This window comes from Streptomyces smaragdinus, assembly GCF_009604385.1.
Classification (GTDB): domain Bacteria; phylum Actinomycetota; class Actinomycetes; order Streptomycetales; family Streptomycetaceae; genus Streptomyces; species Streptomyces smaragdinus.
Genome location: NZ_WEGJ01000026.1, coordinates 1 through 23,447 on the forward strand (window position 1 = coordinate 1; position 23,447 = coordinate 23,447).

Below are 23,447 nucleotides of genomic sequence, written 5' to 3' on the forward strand. Positions count from 1 at the left end.
GGGCACGGGCGCCGGGTCGGGGCGGGGGGCGGCGTGGTGGTGGTGTGCGCGGTCGTCGTCGTTCATCTGCCTCACGCCCCTCACGCCCGGAAGACGTGGCGGCGGATGGCGGCCACGTTGGAGAAGATCCGGATACCGAGCACGACGACCACGCCGGTGGACAGCTGGGCGCCGACGCCGAGCTGGTCGCCGAGGAAGACGATCAGGGCGGCGACGACCACGTTCGACAGGAACGACACCACGAAGACCTTGTCGTCGAAGATGCCGTCGAGCATGGCCCGCAGTCCGCCGAAGACCGCGTCCAGCGCGGCGACGACGGCGATGGGGAGGTAGGGCTCGAACGCCGTGGGCACCTCGGGCCGGACGAAGAATCCGACGACGACTCCCAGGATGAGCCCCAGTACCGCGATCAAGACGTGACCTTCCCCGCCGGCCCGGCCGGCTGTGCGTTGCGTACGGTGAGGCCGGCCGCGGCCGGCAGACTGACCTTGTCCTGCGTCGAGATGCTGGTGCGGATCCCGTAGTTCTCCTGCAGCACGTACAGGTACCGGCCGTCCGCGCCGTTCTGGAAGGTGTCGCTGAGCCGGTCGCCGTCGCCGATCGCGAGCAGCGTGTACGGCGGGGCCAGCGGCCGGTTGTCGACGACGATGGCGTCGCCCGCGGCGCGGATCGCGGACAGGGCGGTGAGCCGCTGGCCGTTGACCGACACGGCCTCCGCGCCGGCGGCCCAGAGCCCGTTCACCACCTTCTGCAGATCGTGGTCGCGCAGTCGTCCGGTGTCGGTGAAGCCGGTCGACCGGCGCGGTCCGTCGCCCCCGGCGGAGGCGGTGGTCTCCGCGTCGTCCACGACGAGCCTGACGCCGGGACCCTCCACGTCGATCGCGCCGGAGAGCAGGCCGAGGCGCTCCAGGGCGGCGGCGCCCTCGTTGTCCAGGGCCTTCGAACGGCTGTCCTCGAGGTCCTGGCGCAGCCGGTCGACCTCGCCGTGCAGGTCGTCCGCCTCGGCCGTCTCGTCCTCGACGCGGTCGATGAGGTTGGCCCGCTCCTCGGCGATCACCGGGGCCGCGTCGTGGGCCTCGGTGGCGGCGACGGTGACGATCAGGGCGGCGATCATCAGTCCGGCGGCGACCACGAGGCGGGTGCCGGTGGAGCGGGGGGCGGTCTTCTCGCGGCGGGCCGCCTCGGCGTAGCCGTCGTCGAGGCTGTGCTCCATGATCTCCGTGAGCAGGGACATGGAGGCGTCCGGGCGCGGGCGCGCGCTGCTCCGTTCGGGTCCCTGCTGCGGCATGGCGCACATCCTGACACGGGCGGGGTGCGCGGACGAACTCCGGGTCACCGATCGGGACTGGCGTTCGAATGGCCGGCTGTACGCGTACGGCCGCGCGCACGACCGGCGCCGGATCCCGTCGGTTCGGGGATCCGGCGCCGGGACGGTCCGTACCGCTGGCTGCCGGAGTCCTAGCCGCCGGCGCCCTGGCCGGCGCTGTCCACGACCGCCGTCCACTCGTCCAGCAGCGCCTGGGCGGAGGCGTCGTCCGGGCCCTCCGCCCACAGATGGGTGACGGCCTCCGCGGGATCGGGCAGGACGAGCGTCCAGCGGCCGTCCGCCTCGACGACCCGGACCCCGTCGGTGGTGTCCACCGACCGCGTCCCCGCGGCCTCCACGACCCGCCGCATGACCAGACCCTTGACCGCCCACGGGGTGGCCAGATCACGACGCCGGACATGGGCCCGCGGGATGCGCGCGTCGATCTGGCTGAGGGTGAGCTGGGTCCGGGCGACCAGACCGATGAGCCGGGCGAAGGCGGCGGCGCCGTCGAACACGGAGGAGAACTCCGGCACGATGAACCCGCCGCGGCCGTCGCCGCCGAACACCGTGCCGTCCTGGCGCCCCACCCGGGTGAGGTCGTCGGGCGACGTGGTCGTCCACTCCACCTGGGTGCCGTGGTACGCCGCGACCTGCTCGGCGATCCGGGTCGTGGTCACCGGCAGCGCGACGCGCCCGCTGCGCCGCTCGGCGGCCACCAGGTCGAGCAGCACCAGCAGCGCCCGGTCGTCCTCCACGATCCGGCCCAGCTCGTCCACCAGCGACAACCGCTCGCCGACAGGGTCGAAGCGCACCCCGAAGGCGGCGCGCGCGGAGGCGACGATCTCGCCGAGGCGGACCAGGCCGGCCCGCCGGGACTCGGGCGTCTCCGTGGGCCGGGACTCGTCCAGGCCCGGGTTGATGGTGAGCGAGTCGACCTTGAGGCGGCCCAGCAGGCTGGGCAGGACCAGGCCCGCGCTGCCGTTCGTGGCGTCGACGACGACCTTCAGGTCCGACTCGGCGATGCCGGTGGTGTCCACGGCGCGCAGCAGGGCGCCGGTGTAGCTGTCGAAGACGCTCGCGGGGAAGCTGAGGTCGCCGATCTCGCCGGGGAAGGCGCGCCGGTACTCCTGGCGGGCGTAGACCCGGTCGAGCTTGCGCTGGGCGCCCTGGGACAGGTCGGCGCCCCGTTCGTCGAGGAACATGATGTCGACGGAGTCCGGCACCCCGGGCGTGGTGCGGATCATGATCCCGCCGGCGCTGCCCCGGGCGGTCTGCTGGCGGGCGACGGGCAGCGGTACGTTCTCCAGGTCCCGGACGTCGATCGCGGAGGCCTGGAGGGCGGAGATGACCGCCCGTTTGAGCGCGCGGGCGCCGCGGGAGTGGTCGCGGGCGGTGGTGACCGTCGAGCCCTTCTTGAGCGTCGTGGCGTACGCGCCGGCCAGCCGGACGGCGAGCTCCGGGGTGATCTCGACGTTGAGGATGCCGGAGACGCCGCGGGCGCCGAAGAGATGGGCCTGGCCGCGGGACTCCCAGATCACCGAGGTGTTGACGAACGCGCCCGCCTCGATGGTCTTGAACGGGTAGACCCGCACATTGCCCTGGATGATCGATTCCTCGCCCACCAGGCACTCGTCGCCGACGACCGCGCCGTCCTCGATCCGGGCCGCGCGCATCACGTCGGTGTTCTTGCCGATGACGCAGCCGCGGAGGTTGGAGTGCCGGCCGATGTAGACGTTGTCGTGGACGACCGTCTTGTGCAGGAACGCACCGGACTTGACCACGACGTTCGACCCGATGACGGTGTGCTCGCGCATCTCCACGCCGGACTCGACCTTGGCGTAGTCGCCGATGTAGAGCGGACCGCGCAGCACCGCGTCGGGGTGCACCTCGGCGCCCTCGGCGACCCAGACGCCGGGGGAGATCTCGAAGCCGTCGAGGTCGGTGTCGACCTTGCCCTCGAGCACGTCGGCCTGCGCCTTGACGTAGCTCTCCAGGGTGCCGACGTCCTCCCAGTAGCCCTCGGCGACATAGCCGTAGATCGGCTTGCCCTCCTTCATCAGCTGCGGGAAGACGTCGCCGGACCAGTCGACGGAGGCGTCCTTCTCGACGTAGTCGAAGACCTCCGGCTCCATGACGTAGATGCCGGTGTTGACCGTGTCGGAGAAGACCTGCCCCCAGGTGGGCTTCTCCAGGAAGCGCTCGACGCGGCCCTGGTCGTCCACGATGGTGATGCCGAACTCCAGCGGGTTGGGGACCCGGGTGAGACAGACCGTGACCAGGGCGCCCTTCTCCTTGTGGAAGGTGATCAGGTCCGTCAGGTCGAAGTCCGTCAGCGCGTCCCCGGAGATCACGAGGAACGCGTCGTCCTTCAGGGCGTCCTCGGCGTTCTTCACGCTGCCGGCGGTGCCCAGTGGTCGTTCCTCGTTGGCGTAGGTGAGCTCCATGCCGAGCTCCTCGCCGTCACCGAAGTAGTTCTTCACCAGCGAGGCGAGGAACTGCACGGTCACCACGGTCTCGGTGAGCCCGTGCTTCTTGAGCAGCCGCAGTACGTGTTCCATGATCGGGCGGTTCACGACCGGAAGCAGCGGCTTGGGCATGCTCGAGGTCATCGGGCGAAGACGTGTGCCTTCCCCGCCGGCCATCACGACGGCCTTCATGTCGGAGTCGTCCTCCTTGGCAGCAGACGGATTCAGCCCCTGGGGCGTCAGGAGCTGACCGACCTCACCGCCAAGTAGGCCACGGAAAGCACGGGCGGGCACCCGGTCGCGAGCTGCGCCGTCGTCGGCGGGCTAGTCGGCCGCGGCGTCCGCCCGGACCAGCCGGCGGACCTGAACCACGTAGAGGATCCCTGCCCACCAGTACAGCGCCGTACCCCAGCCAGCGAACGCCCATCCGAAAATAGCAGAGAGTGATTGCAGCCAGCCACTTCCGTCACTGAGGAGGAGTAGCGGGAAGGCGTACATCAGATTGAGTGTGGCGGCCTTGCCGAGATAGTTGACCTGCGGCGGCGGATAGCCGTGGCGGCGCAGCACCAGGACGGCGACGGCGAGCATCGCCTCGCGGGCGACCAGCAGCGCGGTGAGCCACCAGGGGAGGATCTCGCGCCAGGTCAGGCCGACCAGGGTGGAGACGATGTAGAGGCGGTCCGCGGCCGGGTCGAGGATGCGGCCGAGGCTGGAGACCTGGTTCCAGCGGCGGGCCAGCTTGCCGTCGAGGTAGTCGCTGATCCCGCTGAGGGCCAGGATGAGCAGCGCCCAGCCGTCGTTGTCCGGGCCGTCGAATTCCGGCCAGAGGATCAGCCAGAGGAACAGCGGCACGCCGACCAGGCGCGCCATGCTGAGGATGTTCGGGATGGTGAGGACCCGGTCCGTCTGGACCGCCGTCTCCTGGACCTCCACCCGGGGGCCTCCTGCTGTCGAATCGGCTGGCTGATCGCGTGTCGCAGGGCTGCGGCCGCACCCTGACATTACCGGCCCGCCCCGCCGCCCCGGCGCACGGGTCCCCGCTGGTCGGGGCCCCGGTTGGCCGCGTTCCGCGCGGAACGCCGGCGCCCGGTTGGTTACGCTGCCCAGGCGGCCCGCAGCCTTGCGCCGGTCAGCGGCGGCGCCGGCCGCCAGGACCTTGGAGGCAGGATGACCACCGTCACGTCCCCGCTCACCGGAAAGGCCGTCCCGCTCACCGCCGTTCCCGATCCCGTCTTCTCCCAGGCGATGGTGGGTCCCGGCACCGCGATCGACCCCGACCGCGCCCCGGGAACGGCCGTGGCTCCGGTGGACGGTGTGGTCGTCTCCCTGCATCCGTACGCCTTCGTGGTGGTGGACGCGGGAGGGCACGGGGTGCTGACGCATCTGGGCATCGACACGGTGCAGCTGAACGGGGAGGGCTTCGAACTGCTGGCGCACAAGGGTGACCGGGTGATCCGCGGGCAGGGGCTGGTCCGCTGGGATCCGGCGGCGGTGGAGGCGGCGGGCAAGTCCCCCCTCTCGCCGGTGGTGGCCCTGGAGGCGGGCGCCCGGGCGCTGTCCGCGCTGGTGGAGAGCGGCGCGGTGCGGGCCGGTGACAAGCTGTTCGACTGGAGCTGAACCGCCGGGCGCGGTACGGAAGGCTGAGGGTGATGGAGACGACCCTGCAGGGCGTGGGCGTGAGCCACGGGGTGGCGATCGGCGAGGTGCGGCGCATGGGCACGGCGGTGCTCGAGCCGCCGGCCAAGTCGGTCCCGGCGCAGGAGGCGCCGCGCGAGCAGGAGCGCGCCCGCCAGGCCGTCGAGGCGGTCGCCGCGGACCTGCTCGCGCGCGGCAATCTGGCCGGCGGCGAGGCGCAGGCGGTGCTCGAGGCGCAGGCGCTGATGGCGCGGGACCCGGAGCTGGCCGCGGACGTGAACCGGCGGATCAACGTGGGCAGTTCCGCGGAGCGGGCGGTGTACGACGCGTTCGCCTCGTACCGCGAGCTCCTCGCCGGGGCCGGGGAGTACATGGCCGGGCGGGTGGCCGATCTGGACGACGTGCGCAACCGGATCGTGGCGCGGCTGCTCGGCGTGCCGATGCCGGGGGTGCCGGACAGCGACGAGCCGTACGTGCTGCTCGCCCGTGATCTGGCGCCGGCCGACACGGCGCTGCTGGACCCGTCCCTGGTGCTCGGCTTCGTCACCGAGGAGGGCGGGCCGACCAGCCACAGCGCGATCCTGGCGCGGGCGCTGGGGGTGCCGGCCGTGGTGGCGCTGGCGGGCGCGGTGGAGCTGGCGGAGGGCACGGTCGTCGCGGTGGACGGCAGCACCGGCGAGGTGTTCGTGGCACCGTCGGCCGAGCGGCGGGCCGAGCTGGCCCGCCGGGCCGAGGAGCGGCGGGTGGCGCTGGCGGCGGCGACCGGGCCGGGGGCGACGTCGGACGGCCACAAGGTGCCACTGCTGGCGAACATCGGAGGTCCGGGAGATCTGCCGGCCGTGCTCGAGGCGGGCGCGGAGGGCGTGGGGCTCTTCCGTACCGAGTTCCTGTTCCTCGACGACGCCGCCGCGGCGCCCTCGAAGGACAAGCAGATCGCGGCGTACCGCGAGGTGCTGGAGGCGTTTCCCGGGGGCCGGGTCGTGGTGCGGGTGCTGGACGCCGGTGCCGACAAGCCGCTCGGCTTCCTGACCCCGGCCGACGAGCCCAACCCCGCGCTCGGCGTGCGGGGGCTGCGCTCGCTGCTGGACCATCCCGAGGTGCTGCGCACCCAGCTGGAGGCGCTGGCGGAGGCGGCGCGGGGGCTGCCGGTGTACCTCGCGGTGATGGCGCCGATGGTCGCCGACCGGCAGGACGCCGCGGCGTTCGCCGAGGCCTGCCGGGAGGCCGGGCTGCGGGCGAAGTTCGGCGCGATGGTGGAGATCCCGTCGGCCGCGCTGCGGGCGCGGTCGATCCTGCAGGAGGTCGAGTTCCTGTCGCTGGGCACCAACGATCTGGCGCAGTACACCTTCGCCGCGGACCGGCAGGTGGGCTCGGTGGCACGGCTGCAGGACCCGTGGCAGCCGGCGCTGCTCGACCTGATCGCCCTGGCGGCCGAGGCGGCCCGGGCGGAGGGCAAGAGCTGCGGGGTGTGCGGTGAGGCGGCGTCGGATCCGCTGCTGGCGTGTGTGCTCACGGGGCTCGGGGTCACCAGCCTCTCGATGGGTGCGGCGGCGCTCGCGTACGTACGGGCGGCGCTGGCCGGGCACACGCTCGCGCAGTGCGAGCGCGCTGCGGCCGCGGCGCGTGCCGCGGATTCGGCCGCGGACGCGCGCCGGGCGGCGCGGACGGTGCTCTCCGGCGAGTGACGCGGGCGCCCGGGTGCCGGGCGGGCGGGAGGCGGACGGCCCCGGCGCCCGCCCGAACCCGGGCCCGGGTCGCGGGCTCAGCCGCCGGGTTCGGCGTCCGGATCCGCCCCCGGCCGGGTGTCGGGCTCCGATCCCCTCGGCCGGCATCCCGGGGGCGGCGGCGGGACGGCATACCCCGCCCGGTAGTCGACGTCCGGCTCCGGGGGGATCGGCTCGCCCGTCGCCGCGTCCTCGCAGTAGGCGCTGAACACCTCGCCCTCCGACAGCGGCTGGAGCCAGCCGTGCGCCAGCCGCCAGCCCCGCACCTGCTCCCGGCCGCCCGCCGCGGCGGGGAGGCTGCGCATCACCACGCCCCCGGCGCCGTTGCGGGCGAACGCGACGGCCAGCACCGTACAGAAGTCGAGGGCGTCGGTCTCCTCGAAGACATGGCCCCCGGCGGGGTCGGGCTCGGCCTCCAGCACGGCGGTCAGCGCGCCGTCCCGCACGCTGCACACCAGATGGTGTCCGCCGGGGGCGAGCCCGTCGACCAGCCGGGTGAAGGCCGCGACCGCCCGGTCGAAGCCGGCCCGGGCGAGGTCCTCGCCGCAGTCCTCGCAGCTGCCCAGCACCGCCAGCTCCCGGGTGGCGCGCTCCCAGATCCGCATCCGGGCGTCCTCGTGCCGCAGGTCGTGCAGCAGCCGGGGCATGGTCTGGCCCTCGTACGTGACCGTGGCGCGCAGCGGCGCCAGCTGGGCGGTGTAGACGGTCCGGGACTCGCCGGCGCCGGGATCGAGTCCGCGGCGGTCGCAGTACGCCTCGTACTCCTCCGGGTCGAAGCGGGCGACCGTGACATGGACCCCCTGGCTCGCCAGGGCGCGCAGCAGGGCCGCCATCTGGTCCAGATACGTCCCGTGGTCGTCGAAGCCGAAGCCCGGGCGGGCCCGCATGGCCGCGAAGTCGTCCTCGTCGGTCAGGACGGCGACGATGCTGGGCGCCTCGCGGCGCAGCCGGCGGCGCGCGCTCCGGTCCGTCCGCCCGCCTTTGCGGCCCTGGCCTCGCCCGGGTCCGTCCGGACAGTTCTGTCGGGTATCCACGGCGATTCCCCCTCCACGTAGTGCCACTGTTCGCTACGCAGAGTAGTATTCGCCACTGACAATCCGTGATCCCCGCAGGTCGGACGGGGTGCTCAACCGCGCGACCGGCCCAGCTCCTCGTAGAACCGCAGCAGGTCGACGCGGTCCACGGAGCCGGGGTTGACGGCCTTCTCCAGCGCCGTGCCCTGCAGCAGCCGTTTGACGGGGACCTCGAGGCGCTTGCCGGTGAGGGTGTGCGGGACGGCCTCGACCTCGATGATCTCGTCGGGGACATGGCGCGGGGAGAGGTTCTCCCGGATCGTCTGTTTGACCCTGGCCCGCAGACCGTCGTCCAGGGCGGCGCCCGGAGCGAGGTGGACGAACAGGGGCATCCAGTAGCCGCCGTCCGGCTCCTCCACCCCGATGACCAGCGACTCGCGGATCTCCGGGAGGCGCTCGACGGCCTCGTAGATGTCCGCGGAGCCCATCCGTACGCCCTGGCGGTTGAGCGTGGAGTCCGAGCGGCCGTGGATGACCACGGTGCCGCGGGAGGTGAGGGTGATCCAGTCGCCGTGGCGCCAGACGCCGGGGAACATCTCGAAGTAGCTGTCCCGGTAGCGGCTGCCGTCGGGGTCGTTCCAGAAGCCGACGGGCATGGAGGGCATCGGCCGGGTGACAACGAGTTCGCCGACCTCGTCGACCAGCGGCCTGCCCGCCGGGTCCCACGACCGCAGATCGGTGCCCAGGCCCGGGGCCTGCAGTTCGCCGATGTACACGGGCAGCGTCGGCACGCCGCCGGCAAAGCAGCTGCACACGTCCGTGCCGCCGCTGACGGACGCGATCCACATGTCGGTCCCGGCGGCGGCGAACTCGTCGTGGATCCAGCGGAACCCGTCCGGCGGCAGCGGCGAGCCCGTCGTGGCGACGCACCGCACCCGGCTCAGGTCGTGGTCGGCGGCGGGGCGTACGCCGGCCTTCTTGCAGGCCATGACGTACGCCGCCGAGGTGCCGAAGAACGTGGCGCCGGTCCGCTCGGCCACCTGCCACTGGGCGCCGGTGGACGGATACCCGGGGCTGCCGTCGTACAGCACGACCGTACTGCCCACCAGCAGGCCGGAGACGAGGAAGTTCCACATCATCCAGCCGGTGGAGGTGTACCAGAAGAACCGGTCGCCGGGCCCGAGGTCGCAGTGCAGGGAGAGCTGCTTGAGGTGTTCGACGAGGATGCCGCCCTGCGACTGCACGATCGCCTTGGGCAGTCCGGTGGTGCCGGAGGAGTAGAGCACCCACAGCGGGTGGTCGAACGGGACCTGCTCGAAGGAGAGCTCCTCCTCGCGCGTGGTGAGGGCCGTCCAGTCCAGCGCGCCGCCGGGCGCCGGGGTGCCGAGCAGCGGGATGTGCACGACGGCCCGCAGGGTCGGCAGTTCGCGGCGCAGCTCGGCCACGGTGTCGCGGCGGTCGTGCTCCTTGCCGCCGTAGCGGTAGCCGTCGACGGCGAACAGCACGACGGGCTCGACCTGCTGGAAGCGGTCCAGCACGCTGCGCGCGCCGAAGTCCGGGGCGCACGACGTCCACACGGCGCCGACGGCCGCCGTCGCCAGCAGCGCGGTGACCGCCTGCGGGACGTTCGGCAGATAGCCGCTCACCCGGTCCCCGGGCCGCACCCCCAGCCGGCGCAGCTCGGCGGCCAGCGACGCGACCTGCGCCCGCAGCTCGCCCCACGTCACGGGGGCGGGGTCGCGGTCCTCCGTCACGTACAGCAGGGCCGGCTCGTCGGCGGCGCCGGGGCGCAGCGCGTGCTCGGCGTAGTTCAGCGTGGCGCCGGGGAACCAGCGCGCCCCCGGCATGCCGGCGGAGCCCAGCACCGTCTCGTACGGCGTGTCGAAGCGCACGCCCGCCCACTCGGTGAACGCCGCCCAGAACCGCTCGAGCTCGTCGACCGACCACCGGTGCAGCCGCGCGTAGTCCGCGCCGTCGCCCGCCGGCGCGGGGGCGCCGTGCCGGGCGGCCGCCCAGGCGTGGAAGCGGGTGACGCGGGCGTCCGCGATCCGGTCGGGCCCCGGCTGCCACAGGGGCTCGGGCGCGGCGGCGGGCTGCTGCTGGGTGGTGGACATGGCTGGCGGCTCCCGTGCGTACGCGTCGTGGGTGTCGTGGGTCTCCCCGCACGCGCGGTGGCGGGCGGACACGGGCCGGCGGCCCTCGGGCGGTCCCAGGCAGGACGATGTCACATGATCGATATGTACACCAGGGCACCCGCCTCCACCCCCGGGCCCGGGGCGGTGTGCCCCCGCCACATACCCGGTGGGCACGGCGAGTGACGACGGGAAGGCGGCTTCGCGGTGAACAGGGACTGAACTGTTTACGGTCCCCGGGCCGCGGATGGCACTGTGAGCTGCATGAAGGTTCGGTCCCTGGTGCGGGGTGCACGGCTGATCGGCTGGACGCGGGCGGCGCGGGCGCTCCGGTCGGCCCGCGCGACACGCCGCGACGACCGGGACCTGTCGCGGCCCGCTGCCGAGCGGGCCAGGGTCCCCGGTCTCCTGCGCGACGCCCGGCCGCGGCCCGGCGGCGGGACGATGCGGTTCGCCCGTTCGACGCTGGAGATCCGGGTGACGGTCGGCGGCGCGGTCTTCCTCGGCTGGGACGGCGCCGCGCCGGAGCCCTCGTACGCGCTGGCGGGCGACTGCCCGGAGCCCGACGCGCGGGCCCATCTGGAGCCCGACAAGGACGGCGGCTGGCAGGTCGTGTCCGAGCGGCTGACGGTCGCCGTCTCGCGGCACGGGGCGGTGGAGGTGCGGACGCCGGGCGGGCAGTTGCTGCGCCGGGAGCAGCCGCCTCGGTGGTGGGAGAGCTCCGCGGGGGACGTCCGCTGGGTGCTGCACTCGCGCGTGGCGCCGGACGCCCGGTTCTTCGGGCCGGGCGGACGCGCGGGCGGGGACTTCCGGCTCTGGAACACCGGCCCGGGCGGCGATCCGTCGCCGGTCACGATGCCGGTGCAGTTCGTCGTCGCCGACGACGGATGCCATCTGATGTTCGTCGACAACAGCTGGGACGGGCGGTGCGCGCTCACGCAGGGCGCGGAGGGCGGCGGTTCCGGCCACGACCGGCCGGGGCGCGGCGAGTTGCGGATGACGGGCGGCCCCCTGCGGTACTGGGTGCTGGCCGGTACGCCGGCGCGGCTGCTGCAGGGCTGGACGGCGCTGACGGGTGCGCCCGTGGTGCCCCCGCGGTGGGCGCTGGGCCATCAGCACGCCCGCCGGGGCGTCGCCGGCGCGGCGGAGGTGCGCCGGGTGACGGCCGGCTACCGGGAGCGGGGGCTGCCGCTGGCGGCGGTGCATCTGGACGCCGGCCACCGGGCGTTCGCCGCGGACGACGTCCGCTTCCCGCGGCCGGCGGAGCTCGCGCGGGAGTTGCGGCGCGAGGGCATACGGCTGGTGTCGGCCGTCGGCCCGGGTGTGCCCGCCGTCCCGGGTGATCCGGTGTACGACGCGGGGCTGGCGATCGACGCGTTCGTCCGCGATCCGGCGGGGCGGGCGGTACGCGGGGGGGCGCGGCCGGGGCCGGTGGTGTTCCCCGACTTCACCGATCCGCGGGTGCGCAAGTGGTGGGGCGGGCTGTACGCACAGCGGCTGGAGCAGGGCTTCGACGGCTTCCGGCACGACCTGGACGAACCGTCGTCCCTCGCGGCGTCCGGCGGCGGCACCCTCCCCCGCCGCGCCCGGCACGCGCTGGATGGCCGGGGCGGCGACCACCGCGAGGCCCACAACGTGTACGCCCTCACGATGGCGCGGGCCGGCTACGAGGGGCTGCGCGAACTGCGCCCCGACCACCGCCCGTTCCTGGTCTCGCGCGCCGGGTGGGCGGGCCTGCAGCGGTACGGGGGCGCCTGGTCCGGGGAGATGGCGACCGGCTGGCCGGGGCTGCGGGCGTCCCTCGCCCCGGTGATCGGGCTGGGGCTGTGCGGGGTGCCGTACTCGGGACCGGACACCGGCGGCCCGGACGGGCGCCCCTCGCCGGAGCTGTATCTGCGCCGGCTCCAGCTCGGCGCGTATCTGCCGCTGTTCCGCACCGTCGCGGCGGGCGGGGCCGGAGGCGGGGAGCCCTGGGAGTCCGGGCCGGCGGTGCTGGAGCACGTCCGCGACGCGCTGCGCGAACGGGAGCGGCTGCTGCCGTACTTCGCGACCCTCGCCGTGCAGGCGCAGCGCACCGGTGCCCCGTACGTGCGGCCGCTGTGGTGGCACGAGCCGCAGCGGCGGTCGCTGCGGGACTGCGCGGACGCCTTTCTGCTGGGCGACGATCTGCTGGTCGCGCCGGTGCTGGAGGAGGGCGCGCGGACGCGGTCGGTGCCGCTGCCGGGGGGACGCTGGTACGACACGCGTGACGGACGGTCGTACGACGGTCCGGGGCGCGTGACCGTACCGGCGCCCCTCGGCGAGGTCCCCGTGCTGGCGCGGGCCGGCTGCGTGCTGCCCGTCGCGGGGCCCGACGGGGGCGTGGAGCTGGAGGTGTGGGCGCCCGCGCCGGGGCGGGGCGGCGGCGGGACGGTCGCCGTCGGGGCGCCGGACGGCTGGGAGCCGGTGGAGGTCGAGCAGTACACCGTCAGGCGCGCGGGGCGGGTGCACGTCGCGCGGGCCGACGGCGGACGGCCGCGGTACCCGGTACGGGTGCGGGGCATCTGACCGTACGGGCGAGGGCCCGGCCTGGGACAATCGAGGGGTCATGCCGACCTCCGCCGCCGCGCGGCGCGCCCTGGCGCTGACCGTCGCGGCCCTGTGCGCCGTCCCGGCCGCGCCGCTCGCCGCCCGGGCGGCGGACCCGCGCGACGACCGGGCGCCGCCGGGATTCGCGGCCCTGGACGACGTGGCCCCCACGGTGCTGCAGGACATGCGCTACGCCGGCCCGCACAACTTCACCGGCGCGCCGGTGCCCGGCTACGACGAGCCCGTGTGCCTCCTCACCCGCCCCGCCGCCGAGGCCCTGGCCCGCGCGCAGCGGGCGCTGCGCCGCAGCGGCTACTCCCTGAAGGTCTACGACTGTTATCGCCCGCGGCGCGCCGTCGACCACTTCCTGCGCTGGGCGGCCGACCCGCACGACACCCGGATGCGCCGGGAGTTCTACCCGGCCGTGGACAAGGGCCGCCTCTTCGCGGACAGGTATCTGGCCGCCCCGTCCGGGCACAGCCGGGGCAGCGAGGTGGACGTCACCCTCGTCCCGCTCGGTGCGCCCGCCTCCGCCCGCTACCGGCCGGGGCAGCGGCTCGTGCCGTGCACCGCGCCGGACGGCGAGCGGTTCGCGGACAACTCGGCGGACATGGGCACCGGTTACGACTGCTTCGACCCCCTGTCCCGCACCCTCGACCCCCGCGCCGGGGATGCGGCGGCGGCGAACCGCGCGCTGCTGGCGCGCACCCTCGAGCGGGAGGGCTTCGTCAACTTCCCCGACGAGTGGTGGCACTTCAGCTTCCGCCCCGAGCCCTTCCCCCACACCGCCTTCGACTTCCCCGTCCGGCGCTCATCGGTTCACGGCGGCCGATAGGACCCCCGCGGCCGGCCCGTACGACTCGATCACCACCGGCGCCCCCAGCGCCTCCGACACCGCCGCCGACCACGCCCGGGGATCGCGCCCCGGATCGACGAGACGCCCCGGCACGGCACACAGCAACCGCTCCGTCAGCAGCGCCTGCCGCGAAAGGTCACCGGGAGGACCCACCGGAAGCCGTTCGACGGTCCGCCCGTCCACGTCGTACGCCCCGACCAGACGCAGCCCCGGACAGTCCGCCACCCGGTCCAGATGCGTGACCGCGAGCCCGTCCACTCCCCCGCAGACCCCGACGGCGTACGCGTGCGCCACCGCGTCGAAGTGCCCCACCCGGAACGCCCCCTGCCACCGCCCGGTCCCGTTGTGCGGCTCCGGCAGCACGGCCGCCAGCGCCGGATCCTCGGTGACCAGCGGCCCGGGACCGTGCCGGGTGGTGTACGTCCGTACGACACCGATCCGCCGGGCCGCCCCCGCCCGCCCGGCCTCCGCCAGCAGCGTCTCGGCGTTGGCGAAGGTCGTCGTCGACCAGGTGGTGTACGGATGGAAGCCGTGCCACTCGTCCAGCAGCACCCCCTGCGCCCCCTCGAAGACCACCGGCCCGCGGTCCAGCAGCCGCCCGAGATGGTCCCCGTCGACCAGCCGCACGGCCCGCCCGAACTCCGCGTACGCCGCCGCGCAGTCCTCCACCGGCGGCGCCCCCAGCGGCCCCAGCTCCGCGGTGAGCCGGTCCCGCAGGAGAATCAGCTTCCGCAGCAGCCGCAGCCGCGAGACACAGTCACCGGCCACCGGCGCGTCGTCCGGGTGCGCCAGCGCATAGGCCGCCGCCTCCCCGATCCCCATCCCGCACGACCCGTGCCGCCCCGCGCCCCGCGCGAGCTCCCGCAGCCGGCCCGCGGCGGCGTGGTACGGGGTGGTGAGCGGCGCCCGGCGGTCCACGGTGAGCAGCCGCAGCGGCGCCGCGATCCCGAGCGCCGCCAGATGGTCCGCCTCCGCCGCGAGGGCCGGCGGGTCGACCAGCGTGAACCGCGACAGATGGGTGACCGCCCCGGCGAGGGTGCCGGACCCGAACTGGGCGAAGGTGTGGTGCCGCCCGTCGGCGGTGACCACGTTGTGCCCGGCCTGCGCTCCCCCGTTGAAGCGGACGACCGCGTGCACCGGCTCCCCCCTGCAGAGACGGTCCACGACGGCGCCCTTGCCGGCGTCCCCGTATCCGAGGTCGACGACGATCGTGTGCTCGCTCACCGGTGTCCCCTGAACGATTCGAGGGCACGCCCGACGACCGGAGCCGCGTCCGAACCGACGTCCCTCAGATCGGCCAGCCCGCCCGCCAGATCGATGGCCTCCTCGCCGAGCCCGACGGTCAGCGCGATGGTCTCGCAGACGGCGTTCAGGTCGTCGAGCTCGACGACGTTCTGCCCGAGCAGCCCGCGCCAGGTGTCCAGCACGGCCCGGTTGCCGAAGTACGAGGTCCCGGCGGGCAGGATGTAGAACACCTCGTACGTCCGCCGCAGTTCGGCCAGGATCGCCGTGGTCGGGATGTCCTCGCCGATCCGGTCGCCGATCACGTCGCGCACCTCACGGGCCTTCACCCGGCCGTAGGGCATCTCGTCGCCGACGATGAACAGATAGCCCTTGCGGCGGCGCTTCTCCCAGCAGTCGAGGGAGGTGTGGCGGGCCATCGCGTACATCGCGAGCTCGTAGCTCTCGGTGGCCTGGCCGCCGCCCCCGCCCTCCAGCAGGATGTGGCCGAGGTCGTCGTCCATCCGGTTGTCCGACTCGAACTGGCCGAGCTGCAGCGGCACCCGGTCGCAGGTCGCGTCGCCGATGGCGCCGAACAGCAGCTGCGGGTCGCGTACATAGCCCTTGCGCAGCAGCAGCCCGAACAGGCCCGGCAGCTTGGCCTGGAGGACCTGCGGCACCCGCCGCATGGAGCCCGTCACGTCGAACAGCACCGCGATGGGCACGGACGCGGGATGCTCGGCGGAGTCGCGGCTCTCGCGGATCCGCAGCCCGTACGGGTCGAGCGACCGGTGCGCGCGCCAGTGGTGGCGCGGGGTGGCCGACATGTGGTGGTCGCTGTACGCGAAGGCGCCGACGCCCTGCGCGGCGCGGAACCGTTCGGCCGCGTCGTAGACGTCGTGGGACCAGCGTCCGCTTCCCATGGTGTTCCCCCTTCGATCGATTCACGTGGTCCGGCCGGTCAGCGCACGCTGTCCTCGCGGTCGGGCCGCAGCAGTGCGGGATGCAGCAGCCGGGCGTCGCCCGCCCGGTAGAGGCGGGCGCGGGGTCCGCCGCGGGAGCCGGCCCGGTCGGCGGTGGCGCCGGTGGACTCGACGAAGCCGGGGACGGAGAGCACCTTGCGGTGGAAGTTGCCCGCGTGCAGCTCGGCGCCCCAGACGGTCTCGTAGACGGCGCGCAGCTCGCCGACGGTGAACTCCTTGCTCAGGAACGCGGTCGCCAGCGGGGTGTACTCGATCTTCGAGCGGGCGCGTTCGAGTCCGTCGGCGAGGATGCGGCGGTGATCGAAGGCGAGCTCCATCCCCTCCGCCTCCGCGACGGGTGTCCAGCGCGCGTCGGCGGCGTCGCTGCCGGCGTGCGCCTCGGGCAGGTCCGGGGCGAAGGCCAGATACGCCACCGAGACGACCGCCATACGCGGGTCGCGGCCCGGATCGCCGTAGGTGCCGAGCTGCTCCAGATGCACCCGGCCCAGGCCCCGCTCCTCGTCCAGGCCCGTCTCCTCGGCGAGTTCGCGCGCGGCGGCCTCGTCGAGCGTCTCGGCCCCGGCCTGCACGAACCCGCCCGGCAGCGCCCACGCCCCGGCGAAGGGCTCTCCGCCGCGGCGGACGAGGAGCACATTCAGCACGCCCTCGCGCAGGGTCAGTACGACCACGTCGATGGTCACCGCGAACGGCGGGTACGCACCCGGGTCGTAGCTCGCGAGGTAGTCCTCGTCCGGCACAACCGCCTCCCAGTTCTTCTCACTTCGAGTCTTTCTCGATACGAGAATAACTCAGGGCGCACCGCTGGGGAAGAAGTCACGCGGATCAACTTCCGGGCAGGCCCACGACAACGGCCGCGCCCCGCTCGACAGCGGGACGCGGCCGTCACGGGAACGGACCGCTCACATGGCCCGCAGCCGTTCGATGAGCTGGCGCAGCAGGAACTCGTCGGAGGCGCGCGCCCCGTCGGCGGCGCCCGCCTCCTCCCCCGGTGCCGCGTCGGCGGCGTGTTCCGCCGGTCCCTGGACCGGCGGACGGGGCCGCGCCACGGGCTGGGCGTCGTCGTAGTACGACGCCGGTACCGCGGCCATCATCACTCGTCCGTGGCGCGCGGAGCGGCCGCCAGATGGTCGCCGACCCGCTTCACCAGGAGGGTCATCTCGTACGCGATCTGCCCGATGTCGGCCGCCGCCTCGGCCATCACGGCGAGACAGCTGCCGCTGCCGGCGGCGGTGACAAACAGGAACGCCTCGTCGAGTTCGACGACCGTCTGGCGCACCGCGCCCGCTTCGAACCGGGTGCTGATGCCCTTGGCCAGACCGTGGAAGCCCGAGGCGAGCGCCGCGAGATGTTCGGCGTCCTCCCGTTCGACGTCGCGGGACACCCCCATCGCGAGTCCGTCGCCGGACAGCACGAGGGCCATCCGGACGCTCGGGACCCGTTCGACGAGGTCGTCCAGCAGCCAGCTCAGCCGGTCCTGGTCGGTGGACTGGGGGCCCGGGGGGTCGTGCGGGGTCACGGGCTGTCTCCTTTCGGGGGGTGCGCGGTGGGGTCTGTCTTCGCGAGTTCGAGGGTGTCGGTGACGGGGTCGGTGTCGGACGGATGGCCGGCGGGTCCGGTGTCCGCGCGCCGTTCGGCGGCCTCGTTGGCGGCGCGGGCGCGCTGCCAGCCGCTCTGGATGGCGGACATGGTGCTGCGCACCTCGTCGGCGTCGCGCTCCTCGCGGCGCTTCCCGGCGACCGCCTGGGCCGCCTTGACCTGACCGCCGCCCGCGGGCCGCGGCGCACGGCGCGGCAGCGGCGACCGCCCGCCCGCCGCCGCGGCCGCCCGCCGGCGCCGGGACGGGGACGGGAGCGAGGGCTGCGCGGGAGCGGCCGGGGCCGGTACGGGCCGCTCCGGCGCGCCGTGCGGGTACGGCTCGTCCCGTACCGGCTGACGGGCCGGGGCCCGGACGGGGGCGGGCCGCGGCCGGCGCTGGGACGGACGCAGCCGTACCGTGCGCTCCGGGGCGAACTCGTGCTGCTCGACCGGCGCCGGCCGCCGCTTCGGCACCCGCAGCGTCTGTACGAGCGTCTCGTCGGCCTCGGCCAGCAGCTCCGCCGGGATGACCACGACGGCGGCGAGCCCGCCCTGGGGCACGCGCTCCAGCGTCACCCGCAGACCCAGCCGGCGGGCCAGCCGGCTGACCACGAACAGCCCCAGCCGGTCGGTGTCCGTCAGCGCGAACTCCGGGGTCTCCGCCAGCTTGAGGTTGGCCTGCAGCAGCGCCTCGTCCGACATCCCGAGCCCGCGGTCCGTTATCCGCAGCGTGTCCCCGCCGGTGCCGCTCACGTCCACCACGCACGTCGGCGGGGAGAACACCGTGGCGTTCTCGATCAGTTCGGCGATGAGATGAACCAGCCCCGCGACGGCGTGCCCCCGCACGGCCACCGACGGCAGCTCCCCGACCTCGACGCGCTCGTAGTCCTCCACCTCCGCGGTGGCCGCGCGGACCACGTCCAGCAGCGGGACGGGCCGGCGCCACTGCCGGGAGGGGGCGGCGCCGGAGAGGATGACCAGACCCTCCGCGTGCCGGCGCATCCGGGTGGTGAGGTGGTCCAGCCGGTACAGGTCGGCCAGTTCCGCCGCGTCCTTGGTACGGCGCTCCATGTCGTCCAGGAGGCTCAGCTGCCGGTGCAGCAGGGCCTGGCTGCGGCGCGCGAGGTTGACGAAGACCTCGCCGATCGCCTGGCGCATCTCCGCCTGCCGGACGGCGGCCTCGACGGCCGCCCGCTGCAGGGTGCCCACGGCCCGCTCCACCCGGCCGATCTCGCTGGCGGGGAAGACCGGCCGCGGCACCTCCGCGTCGACGTCGATCTCCTCGCCTGCCGCCAGCCTGCGCTGCACCCGGGGCAGTTGCACCTCGGCGGCCTCCCCGGCGTGGTGGCGCAGCGCGGACAGGTCGCGCGCCAGCCGCCGGCCGACCCTGACCGGCACCAGGACCGACACGGTCAGGGCGAACAGCCCGATCAGCCCCGTGACGGCCGCCTCGGTCAGCACCCGCGAGGCCCGCGGCTCCACTTGTGCCTTGTACCGTTCCAGGGCCTGTACGTCGAGCCGGGCCGTGTCGTCCAGGACCGTGCCCGCCGCCTCGGCCCACCGCTTGGCGTCCGTCCGGCGGGGCGCCGCGTCGGGGCCGGCGGCGACGGCGGTCTCCTCCAGCCGGCGCAGCGCGTCCGGGACGGACCCGTTCCAGTAGCGCTCGTAGGCCGTCCGGTCCGCGTCGGCCAGCAGCGGCAGATGGGTCTCGACCAGCAGCTCCCGCTGCCCGGCGTAGTGCCCGAACTCCCGCAGTTCGCCCGCGCCCATCCGGGTCGACACCAGCGCGGCGGTCAGCAGCGCGTCCTCACGTGCGAGCGCTTCCCGGGCCAGGCCCATACCGATGACGGCGCGGCTCCGGCGGTCGAGGTCCACGTCGTCGACGGTGCGCACGGCGGCGAGGAAGGCGGAGCAGGGGTCGATCAGATCGTTGTACGACGTGAAGGCCACCCCGCGGGCGAGCACCCCCGAGGCGACGCCCTGGCGCAGGGCGGCCAGCCCCCGCAGTCCCCCGACCGCCGCGTCCAGCCGCTCCGCCGCTCCGCCGCCGAGGGCGCCGCGTATGCCGTCGGCGCCCGCGTTGCGTTCGAGCACCGCGATCGTCCGGTCGGTACGGCCCTGGGTCTCCTTCAGTTCACGGGCGGCGGACTTGTCCATCGGGTCGGAGAGGAGCACCAGCGAACGGCGGCGTTCGTCCTGCACGGCCTGCATGACGTCCCCGGCCGGAAGGATCACTTTGTCGACAAGCGGCGCCGCCTCACGCAGACGCATCGCCTCGCGCGCCGTGAGGACCGTGGCGAAGCCGCAGATCGCGGTCAGTGACACAAGGGGCACAATGAGCAGCGCCACCATGGTACGACGGATCGACTTCCCGTGACGGCGCATGGACTCCCCAGGTCACTTCTGGCGCTCAGGTCGGTTCGGGTCGTGTACTGCGTGCTCATCCCCGTAAACGGCGCGAGCCTACTACTGCGCGCGGCGCAACTCGAAGGGGAGCCCTGTCGTTGGTACATGAGAACAGTTCGGATGCGGGCTTTTCAAACCGTGCCAAGAGGGGCAGTCAGTCTTGAGCCGGGCATCTCGCCCCGTCCCGATGGCCGGGACGGGACTAAGATCGGCGGGACGGCAGGGGGAGGAGACCCGATGGGCAGGGTGGACAGGTCACGGCCGCGCGGACCGCTCTGGGTCGAGGATCCGGTCGGCACACCGCGGCTGCCCGATCCCGTACGCACCGCGGCGGTCCGGGCCGTCATCATCGCCTCGGTGACCATCGTGCAGGCGATGGTGGCCTTTCTCGCCACGCTCACCGGATCATGGCTCGGATTCCCCATGGCGCTCAGCTCGATAGTGAGCACGGTGGTGGCGACCTGGGGGGTGCTGGACGTCTGGGTGACCCGGCAGGTGTGGAACCAGCGCAACGGCGTGGTGTCCAGCCCCAGCAGCGCGGCCCGTGCCCTGCGCCGGGAGCGCCGCCGCGAGCGCAGGCGCGCCCGCCGTCCCGCGCCCCGCGGCCGCCCCGCGAGACGGCTGAGCGAGGCCGCGTAGCGCGGCGAAGGACTCATGGCCGGCCCCCGGACGACGTCCCGGGGGCCTGTTGTTTTCGGCCGTTTTTCGACCCAACGGGGTTGAAATATATGGCCGTTCCACGCATCTTGACGCTTGTCGGGTGATCGTCCACGCACCCTCGAGGCGCGCTCGCCCTGCGGGCCTATGCGGACGGGGTGGTGGTCGGGGGGTGGGACATGCCGCTGCCGGCGTCGTAGCGGCGCAGCTCCGGGACGGCCCGGACGAGCGCCGCGACGGCGGCCGCGGTGAGCAGTCCGCCGGCGCAGATCACCGGGCGGGGGCCGAAGGCGGAGGCGGCGGTGCCGTGCAGGAGGTTGGCCAGTTGCGGGCCGCCGATCAGGACGACGGTGAGGGAGCCCTGGATACGGCCGCGCAGCGCGTCGTCGGTGTGCGCCTGGGTGATGGCGTTGCGGAAGGTGCTGAGGACGAAGTTCACGGCGCCGCCGAGGAAGAGGGCGGTCAGCGCCAGGGGCAGCGTGGACGCGAGGCCCAGGCCCACCACGGTGATCCCCCAGACGCCCGCCGCCGCGGCCATCAGCGCGCCGTGGCGGCGGGCGCGGGTGAACGCGCCGGAGAGCAGCCCGGCGGCGAACACCCCCGCCGGGTAGGCCCCGTAGAGCAGCCCCAGCTCGGTGCCGCCGCCGGCGGGGCCGCCGTAGGTGTGCCGGGCGAGTTCGGGGAACAGGGCCGTCGGCATGGCGAAGACCATCGCGGCGAGGTCCACCGCGAGGACGGCGACGAGGAGGCGGCTCGCGGCGAGATGGCGGAAGCCGGTGAGGAGCTGGGCGACGGTGGAGCCTCCCCTGCGTCCGGCAGGGGGCAGGGGAGGCAGCCGGAACACGGCGACCAGGACGGCCAGCAGCGCCACCGCGTCGCACAGGTACAGGGCGGCGAGTCCCGTCACGGGGATCAGCACCCCGGCCAGCACCGGGCCGAGGATCGCCCCGGTGTAACGGACCAGCGCGCTCAGGCTGTTCGCCGCGGCCAGCAGCTCGCGCGGGACGAGCCGGGGCACGGCCGCGCCCATCGCCGTCATGATCGAGCCGAACGTCAGCCCCTGGCAGGCCACCAGTACCAGCAGCACGGGCACCGACCGCCCGCCCAGCACCGCCTGCGCCCACAGTCCGGTGTACGTCAGGGCCAGCCCGGCGTACGCGGCGAGAAGCACCCGGCGCCGGTCCCGAACGTCGGCCGCGGCCCCCGTCCACAGCGCGGCGGCCACCAGGGCGACGAAGGACACCGCGGCGGCGGTGCCCACCGTCGCCGACGACCCCGTCACCGCGTAGAGCTGCGCCGGCACGGCCACCACGCTGAACGACCCGCCCACGGCCCCGATCACCGACGCCGTCCACAGCCGGCGGTACGGGGCGACGGCCAGCGGCCGGCGATCGACCGTGTACGCGCTGAGCCTCACCGGGCCGGGTCCAGCGCGACGACGTCGGCGACCGCGCAGGCCACGTTGTCGGGGGCGCCCGCCCGGTAGGCGCGGGCGACGAGTTCGCCGAGCGTCTCCCGGGGGCCGGCCCCGGCGGCCAGCGCATCGCGCAGTGCGTCGGCCGGGACGACGGCGGACAGCCCGTCGGAGCAGAGCAGATAGCGGTCGCCGGCCTCGGCGCCGTGCAGCGACAGGTCCGGCTTCGTGCGCCCCGTACCGGTCAGCGCCCGGGCCAGGAGGAAGCGCTGCGGGTGCGAGGCGGCCTCCTCCTCGGTGAGCCGCCCCTGGTCGACGAGGGCGCGCACATGGGTGTGGTCGTCGGTGATCCGGAACAGCTCGCCCCCGCGCAGCAGATGGGCCCGGCTGTCGCCCACGTGCACCAGCGCGAGCCGCGACCCGGACCACACCAGGGCGGTGAGCGTCGTGACGGCCCCGCCCTCCGGCGTGGACGCGGCGATCCGCGCGATGGCCCGATCGGCCTCCCCCACGGCCTCCGCCACCGCGCCGAGCAGCGCCTCCCCGGCCACGTCGGCGTGCTCGAGGGCCCGCAGCGCGTCGACGGCCGCCGCGCTCGCCCGCCGCCCACCGGCACCGCGCACGCCGTCGGCGACCGCCAGCAGCCCGGGTCCTGCGTAGACGGTGTCCTCGTTGCTCGTACGGACGAGCCCGGACTCGGAGCGGGCGGCGTACCGGATCCCGAGGACGGGCCCGCTCGTGTCCAGGGCACTCCCGCTCCCGGTCAGCGAGTCGACGAGAAACCCGGCGAGCCGCCCGCGGGCGGCGGTCTCGGCCAGCACCCGCTCCCAGTACCGCGAGACCGCGCCCGCCGCCTCCCCCGGCGCCATCTCGCACACCTCACGGATCTCCGTCAGCGGCATCCCGACCCGCCGCAGCCAGGCGATCAGCCGGGCCCGCTCGGCCTGCGCCGGCTCGTAGAACCGGTAGCCGGAATCCCCGTCCACCACGGCCGGCGGCAACAGCCCGAGCTCGTCGTACAACCGCAGCGCCTTGGCCGACAGCCCCACGGCCCGCGCGAACACCCCGATGGTCAGCAGTTCCGGCACCGCCACCTCCTCCTCGTTTCCCCTGATGCTGGGGCTTGCCCCGGGGGGAAGGTCAACCGGCCTATGCTCCCACCGGACAGACCTGCGGCAGATTGCGAGCCCCACCGTGATTCGAGACCTGTACGGAGTGCGGGAGCTGCCCGCCGAGGACGCGCCCGCGCCCCTGACGGACGAGGAGGAGCGGCGGTTTCGGGCCGTGTTGTTCGGCGAGCTCGGGAACACGATCGCCGATCAGGGCTGGGTCCGGTTTCCCGCCCATACGCCGCAGGACCGGCGCCGCCTGGTCGAGGTCGCGCACCGGCTCACCGCCCACTGGGGGCGGGAGGTGTTCGTCGAGGCCGAGGACGAGTGCCGGTTCAGGCTGTGCCTTGCCGGGTACGAGGTGCTCCCGGAGGCGTGAG

Annotated in this window: 20 protein-coding genes; 6 read left to right on the top strand and 14 right to left on the bottom strand. The window is 74.4% G+C overall.

Annotated elements, in window-relative coordinates; translation table 11 throughout:
- Window positions 1-80 precede the first annotated feature (80 nt).
- The 4 genes from SRB5_RS25345 to SRB5_RS25360 form a co-directional block, all read right to left on the bottom strand.
- Window positions 81-413, bottom strand: a complete 333-nt coding sequence (locus SRB5_RS25345; protein ID WP_153455741.1) for a small basic family protein — start codon at window positions 411-413, stop codon at window positions 81-83.
- A complete protein-coding gene (locus SRB5_RS25350; RefSeq protein ID WP_153455742.1) occupies window positions 410-1,297 on the bottom strand; it encodes a DUF881 domain-containing protein in 888 nt (295 codons plus the stop codon). The genes SRB5_RS25345 and SRB5_RS25350 overlap by 4 nt, the downstream gene beginning before the upstream one ends.
- 161 nt (window positions 1,298-1,458) lie before the next feature.
- Window positions 1,459-3,966: a sugar phosphate nucleotidyltransferase gene (locus SRB5_RS25355; protein ID WP_153455743.1), complete on the bottom strand. Its 2,508-nt coding sequence runs from the start codon at window positions 3,964-3,966 to the stop codon at window positions 1,459-1,461.
- A 132-nt stretch (window positions 3,967-4,098) separates the two neighbouring features.
- Entirely contained in the window at window positions 4,099-4,707 is a 609-nt protein-coding gene (locus SRB5_RS25360) for a CDP-alcohol phosphatidyltransferase family protein (protein ID WP_323378442.1), read from the bottom strand.
- Between the two features lie 234 nt (window positions 4,708-4,941).
- Between SRB5_RS25360 and SRB5_RS25365 the strand changes: the two genes are divergently transcribed.
- Together SRB5_RS25365 and ptsP are read left to right on the top strand one after the other, a co-directional pair.
- Window positions 4,942-5,391, top strand: a complete 450-nt coding sequence (locus tag SRB5_RS25365) for a PTS sugar transporter subunit IIA (protein ID WP_153455745.1) — start codon at window positions 4,942-4,944, stop codon at window positions 5,389-5,391.
- A 32-nt stretch (window positions 5,392-5,423) separates the two neighbouring features.
- Entirely contained in the window at window positions 5,424-7,094 is a 1,671-nt protein-coding gene (gene ptsP / locus SRB5_RS25370; protein WP_153455746.1) for a phosphoenolpyruvate--protein phosphotransferase, read from the top strand.
- A gap of 77 nt (window positions 7,095-7,171) precedes the next feature.
- Here ptsP and SRB5_RS37225 read toward each other — a convergent pair whose 3' ends face one another.
- Window positions 7,172-8,167 (bottom strand): hypothetical protein, encoded by a 996-nt coding sequence (locus SRB5_RS37225; RefSeq protein WP_153455747.1) that lies wholly within the window; start codon window positions 8,165-8,167, stop codon window positions 7,172-7,174.
- A 92-nt stretch (window positions 8,168-8,259) separates the two neighbouring features.
- A complete protein-coding gene (locus tag SRB5_RS25380; protein WP_153455748.1) occupies window positions 8,260-10,260 on the bottom strand; it encodes an acetoacetate--CoA ligase in 2,001 nt (666 codons plus the stop codon).
- Window positions 10,261-10,542: 282 nt separating this feature from the next.
- Here SRB5_RS25380 and SRB5_RS25385 point away from each other — a divergent pair, with 282 nt between their 5' ends.
- Both SRB5_RS25385 and SRB5_RS25390 read left to right on the top strand, forming a co-directional pair.
- Window positions 10,543-12,825 carry a glycoside hydrolase family 31 protein gene (locus SRB5_RS25385; RefSeq protein ID WP_153455749.1) on the top strand — a complete coding sequence of 761 codons (2,283 nt, stop codon included), beginning with the start codon at window positions 10,543-10,545 and terminating at the stop codon, window positions 12,823-12,825.
- Between the two features lie 40 nt (window positions 12,826-12,865).
- On the top strand, window positions 12,866-13,681 hold the full coding sequence (locus SRB5_RS25390) for a M15 family metallopeptidase (protein ID WP_153455750.1): 816 nt from the start codon (window positions 12,866-12,868) through the stop codon (window positions 13,679-13,681).
- Here SRB5_RS25390 and SRB5_RS25395 read toward each other — a convergent pair.
- The 6 genes from SRB5_RS25395 to SRB5_RS25420 all read right to left on the bottom strand — a co-directional run bounded on the left by SRB5_RS25395 (window position 13,658) and on the right by SRB5_RS25420 (window position 19,866).
- Window positions 13,658-14,926, bottom strand: a complete 1,269-nt coding sequence (locus SRB5_RS25395; RefSeq protein WP_323378443.1) for an adenylosuccinate synthetase — start codon at window positions 14,924-14,926, stop codon at window positions 13,658-13,660. The two genes, SRB5_RS25390 and SRB5_RS25395, sit on opposite strands and share 24 nt — an antisense overlap.
- Window positions 14,923-15,846, bottom strand: coding sequence for a hypothetical protein (locus SRB5_RS25400; RefSeq protein WP_153455751.1), 924 nt, complete (start codon window positions 15,844-15,846; stop codon window positions 14,923-14,925). Before SRB5_RS25400 ends, SRB5_RS25395 begins: the two co-directional genes overlap by 4 nt.
- Window positions 15,847-15,884: 38 nt before the next feature.
- Window positions 15,885-16,643 (bottom strand): NUDIX hydrolase, encoded by a 759-nt coding sequence (locus tag SRB5_RS25405; protein WP_323378444.1) that lies wholly within the window; start codon window positions 16,641-16,643, stop codon window positions 15,885-15,887.
- 162 nt (window positions 16,644-16,805) lie between these two features.
- Entirely contained in the window at window positions 16,806-16,997 is a 192-nt protein-coding gene (locus SRB5_RS25410; protein WP_153455752.1) for a hypothetical protein, read from the bottom strand.
- Window positions 16,997-17,422, bottom strand: coding sequence for a roadblock/LC7 domain-containing protein (locus SRB5_RS25415; protein ID WP_456114916.1), 426 nt, complete (start codon window positions 17,420-17,422; stop codon window positions 16,997-16,999). The genes SRB5_RS25410 and SRB5_RS25415 overlap by 1 nt, the downstream gene beginning before the upstream one ends.
- The gene (locus SRB5_RS25420) at window positions 17,419-19,866 is read right to left on the bottom strand and encodes a sensor histidine kinase (RefSeq protein WP_153455753.1); all 2,448 of its coding nucleotides are present in this window, start codon (window positions 19,864-19,866) and stop codon (window positions 17,419-17,421) included. Before SRB5_RS25420 ends, SRB5_RS25415 begins: the two co-directional genes overlap by 4 nt.
- Window positions 19,867-20,124: 258 nt before the next feature.
- Between SRB5_RS25420 and SRB5_RS25425 the strand changes: the two genes are divergently transcribed.
- A complete protein-coding gene (locus SRB5_RS25425; RefSeq protein ID WP_153455754.1) occupies window positions 20,125-20,526 on the top strand; it encodes a hypothetical protein in 402 nt (133 codons plus the stop codon).
- 163 nt (window positions 20,527-20,689) lie between these two features.
- Here SRB5_RS25425 and SRB5_RS25430 read toward each other — a convergent pair whose 3' ends face one another.
- Window positions 20,690-21,961, bottom strand: coding sequence for an MFS transporter (locus tag SRB5_RS25430; protein ID WP_323378446.1), 1,272 nt, complete (start codon window positions 21,959-21,961; stop codon window positions 20,690-20,692).
- Window positions 21,958-23,046, bottom strand: coding sequence for a MerR family transcriptional regulator (locus SRB5_RS25435; protein ID WP_323378447.1), 1,089 nt, complete (start codon window positions 23,044-23,046; stop codon window positions 21,958-21,960). The genes SRB5_RS25430 and SRB5_RS25435 overlap by 4 nt, the downstream gene beginning before the upstream one ends.
- A 106-nt stretch (window positions 23,047-23,152) precedes the next feature.
- Here SRB5_RS25435 and SRB5_RS25440 point away from each other — a divergent pair, with 106 nt between their 5' ends.
- Complete coding sequence (locus SRB5_RS25440) at window positions 23,153-23,446, top strand: hypothetical protein (RefSeq protein ID WP_323378448.1); 294 nt, start codon at window positions 23,153-23,155, stop codon at window positions 23,444-23,446.
- The last annotated feature ends 1 nt before the right edge of the window (window position 23,447 follow it).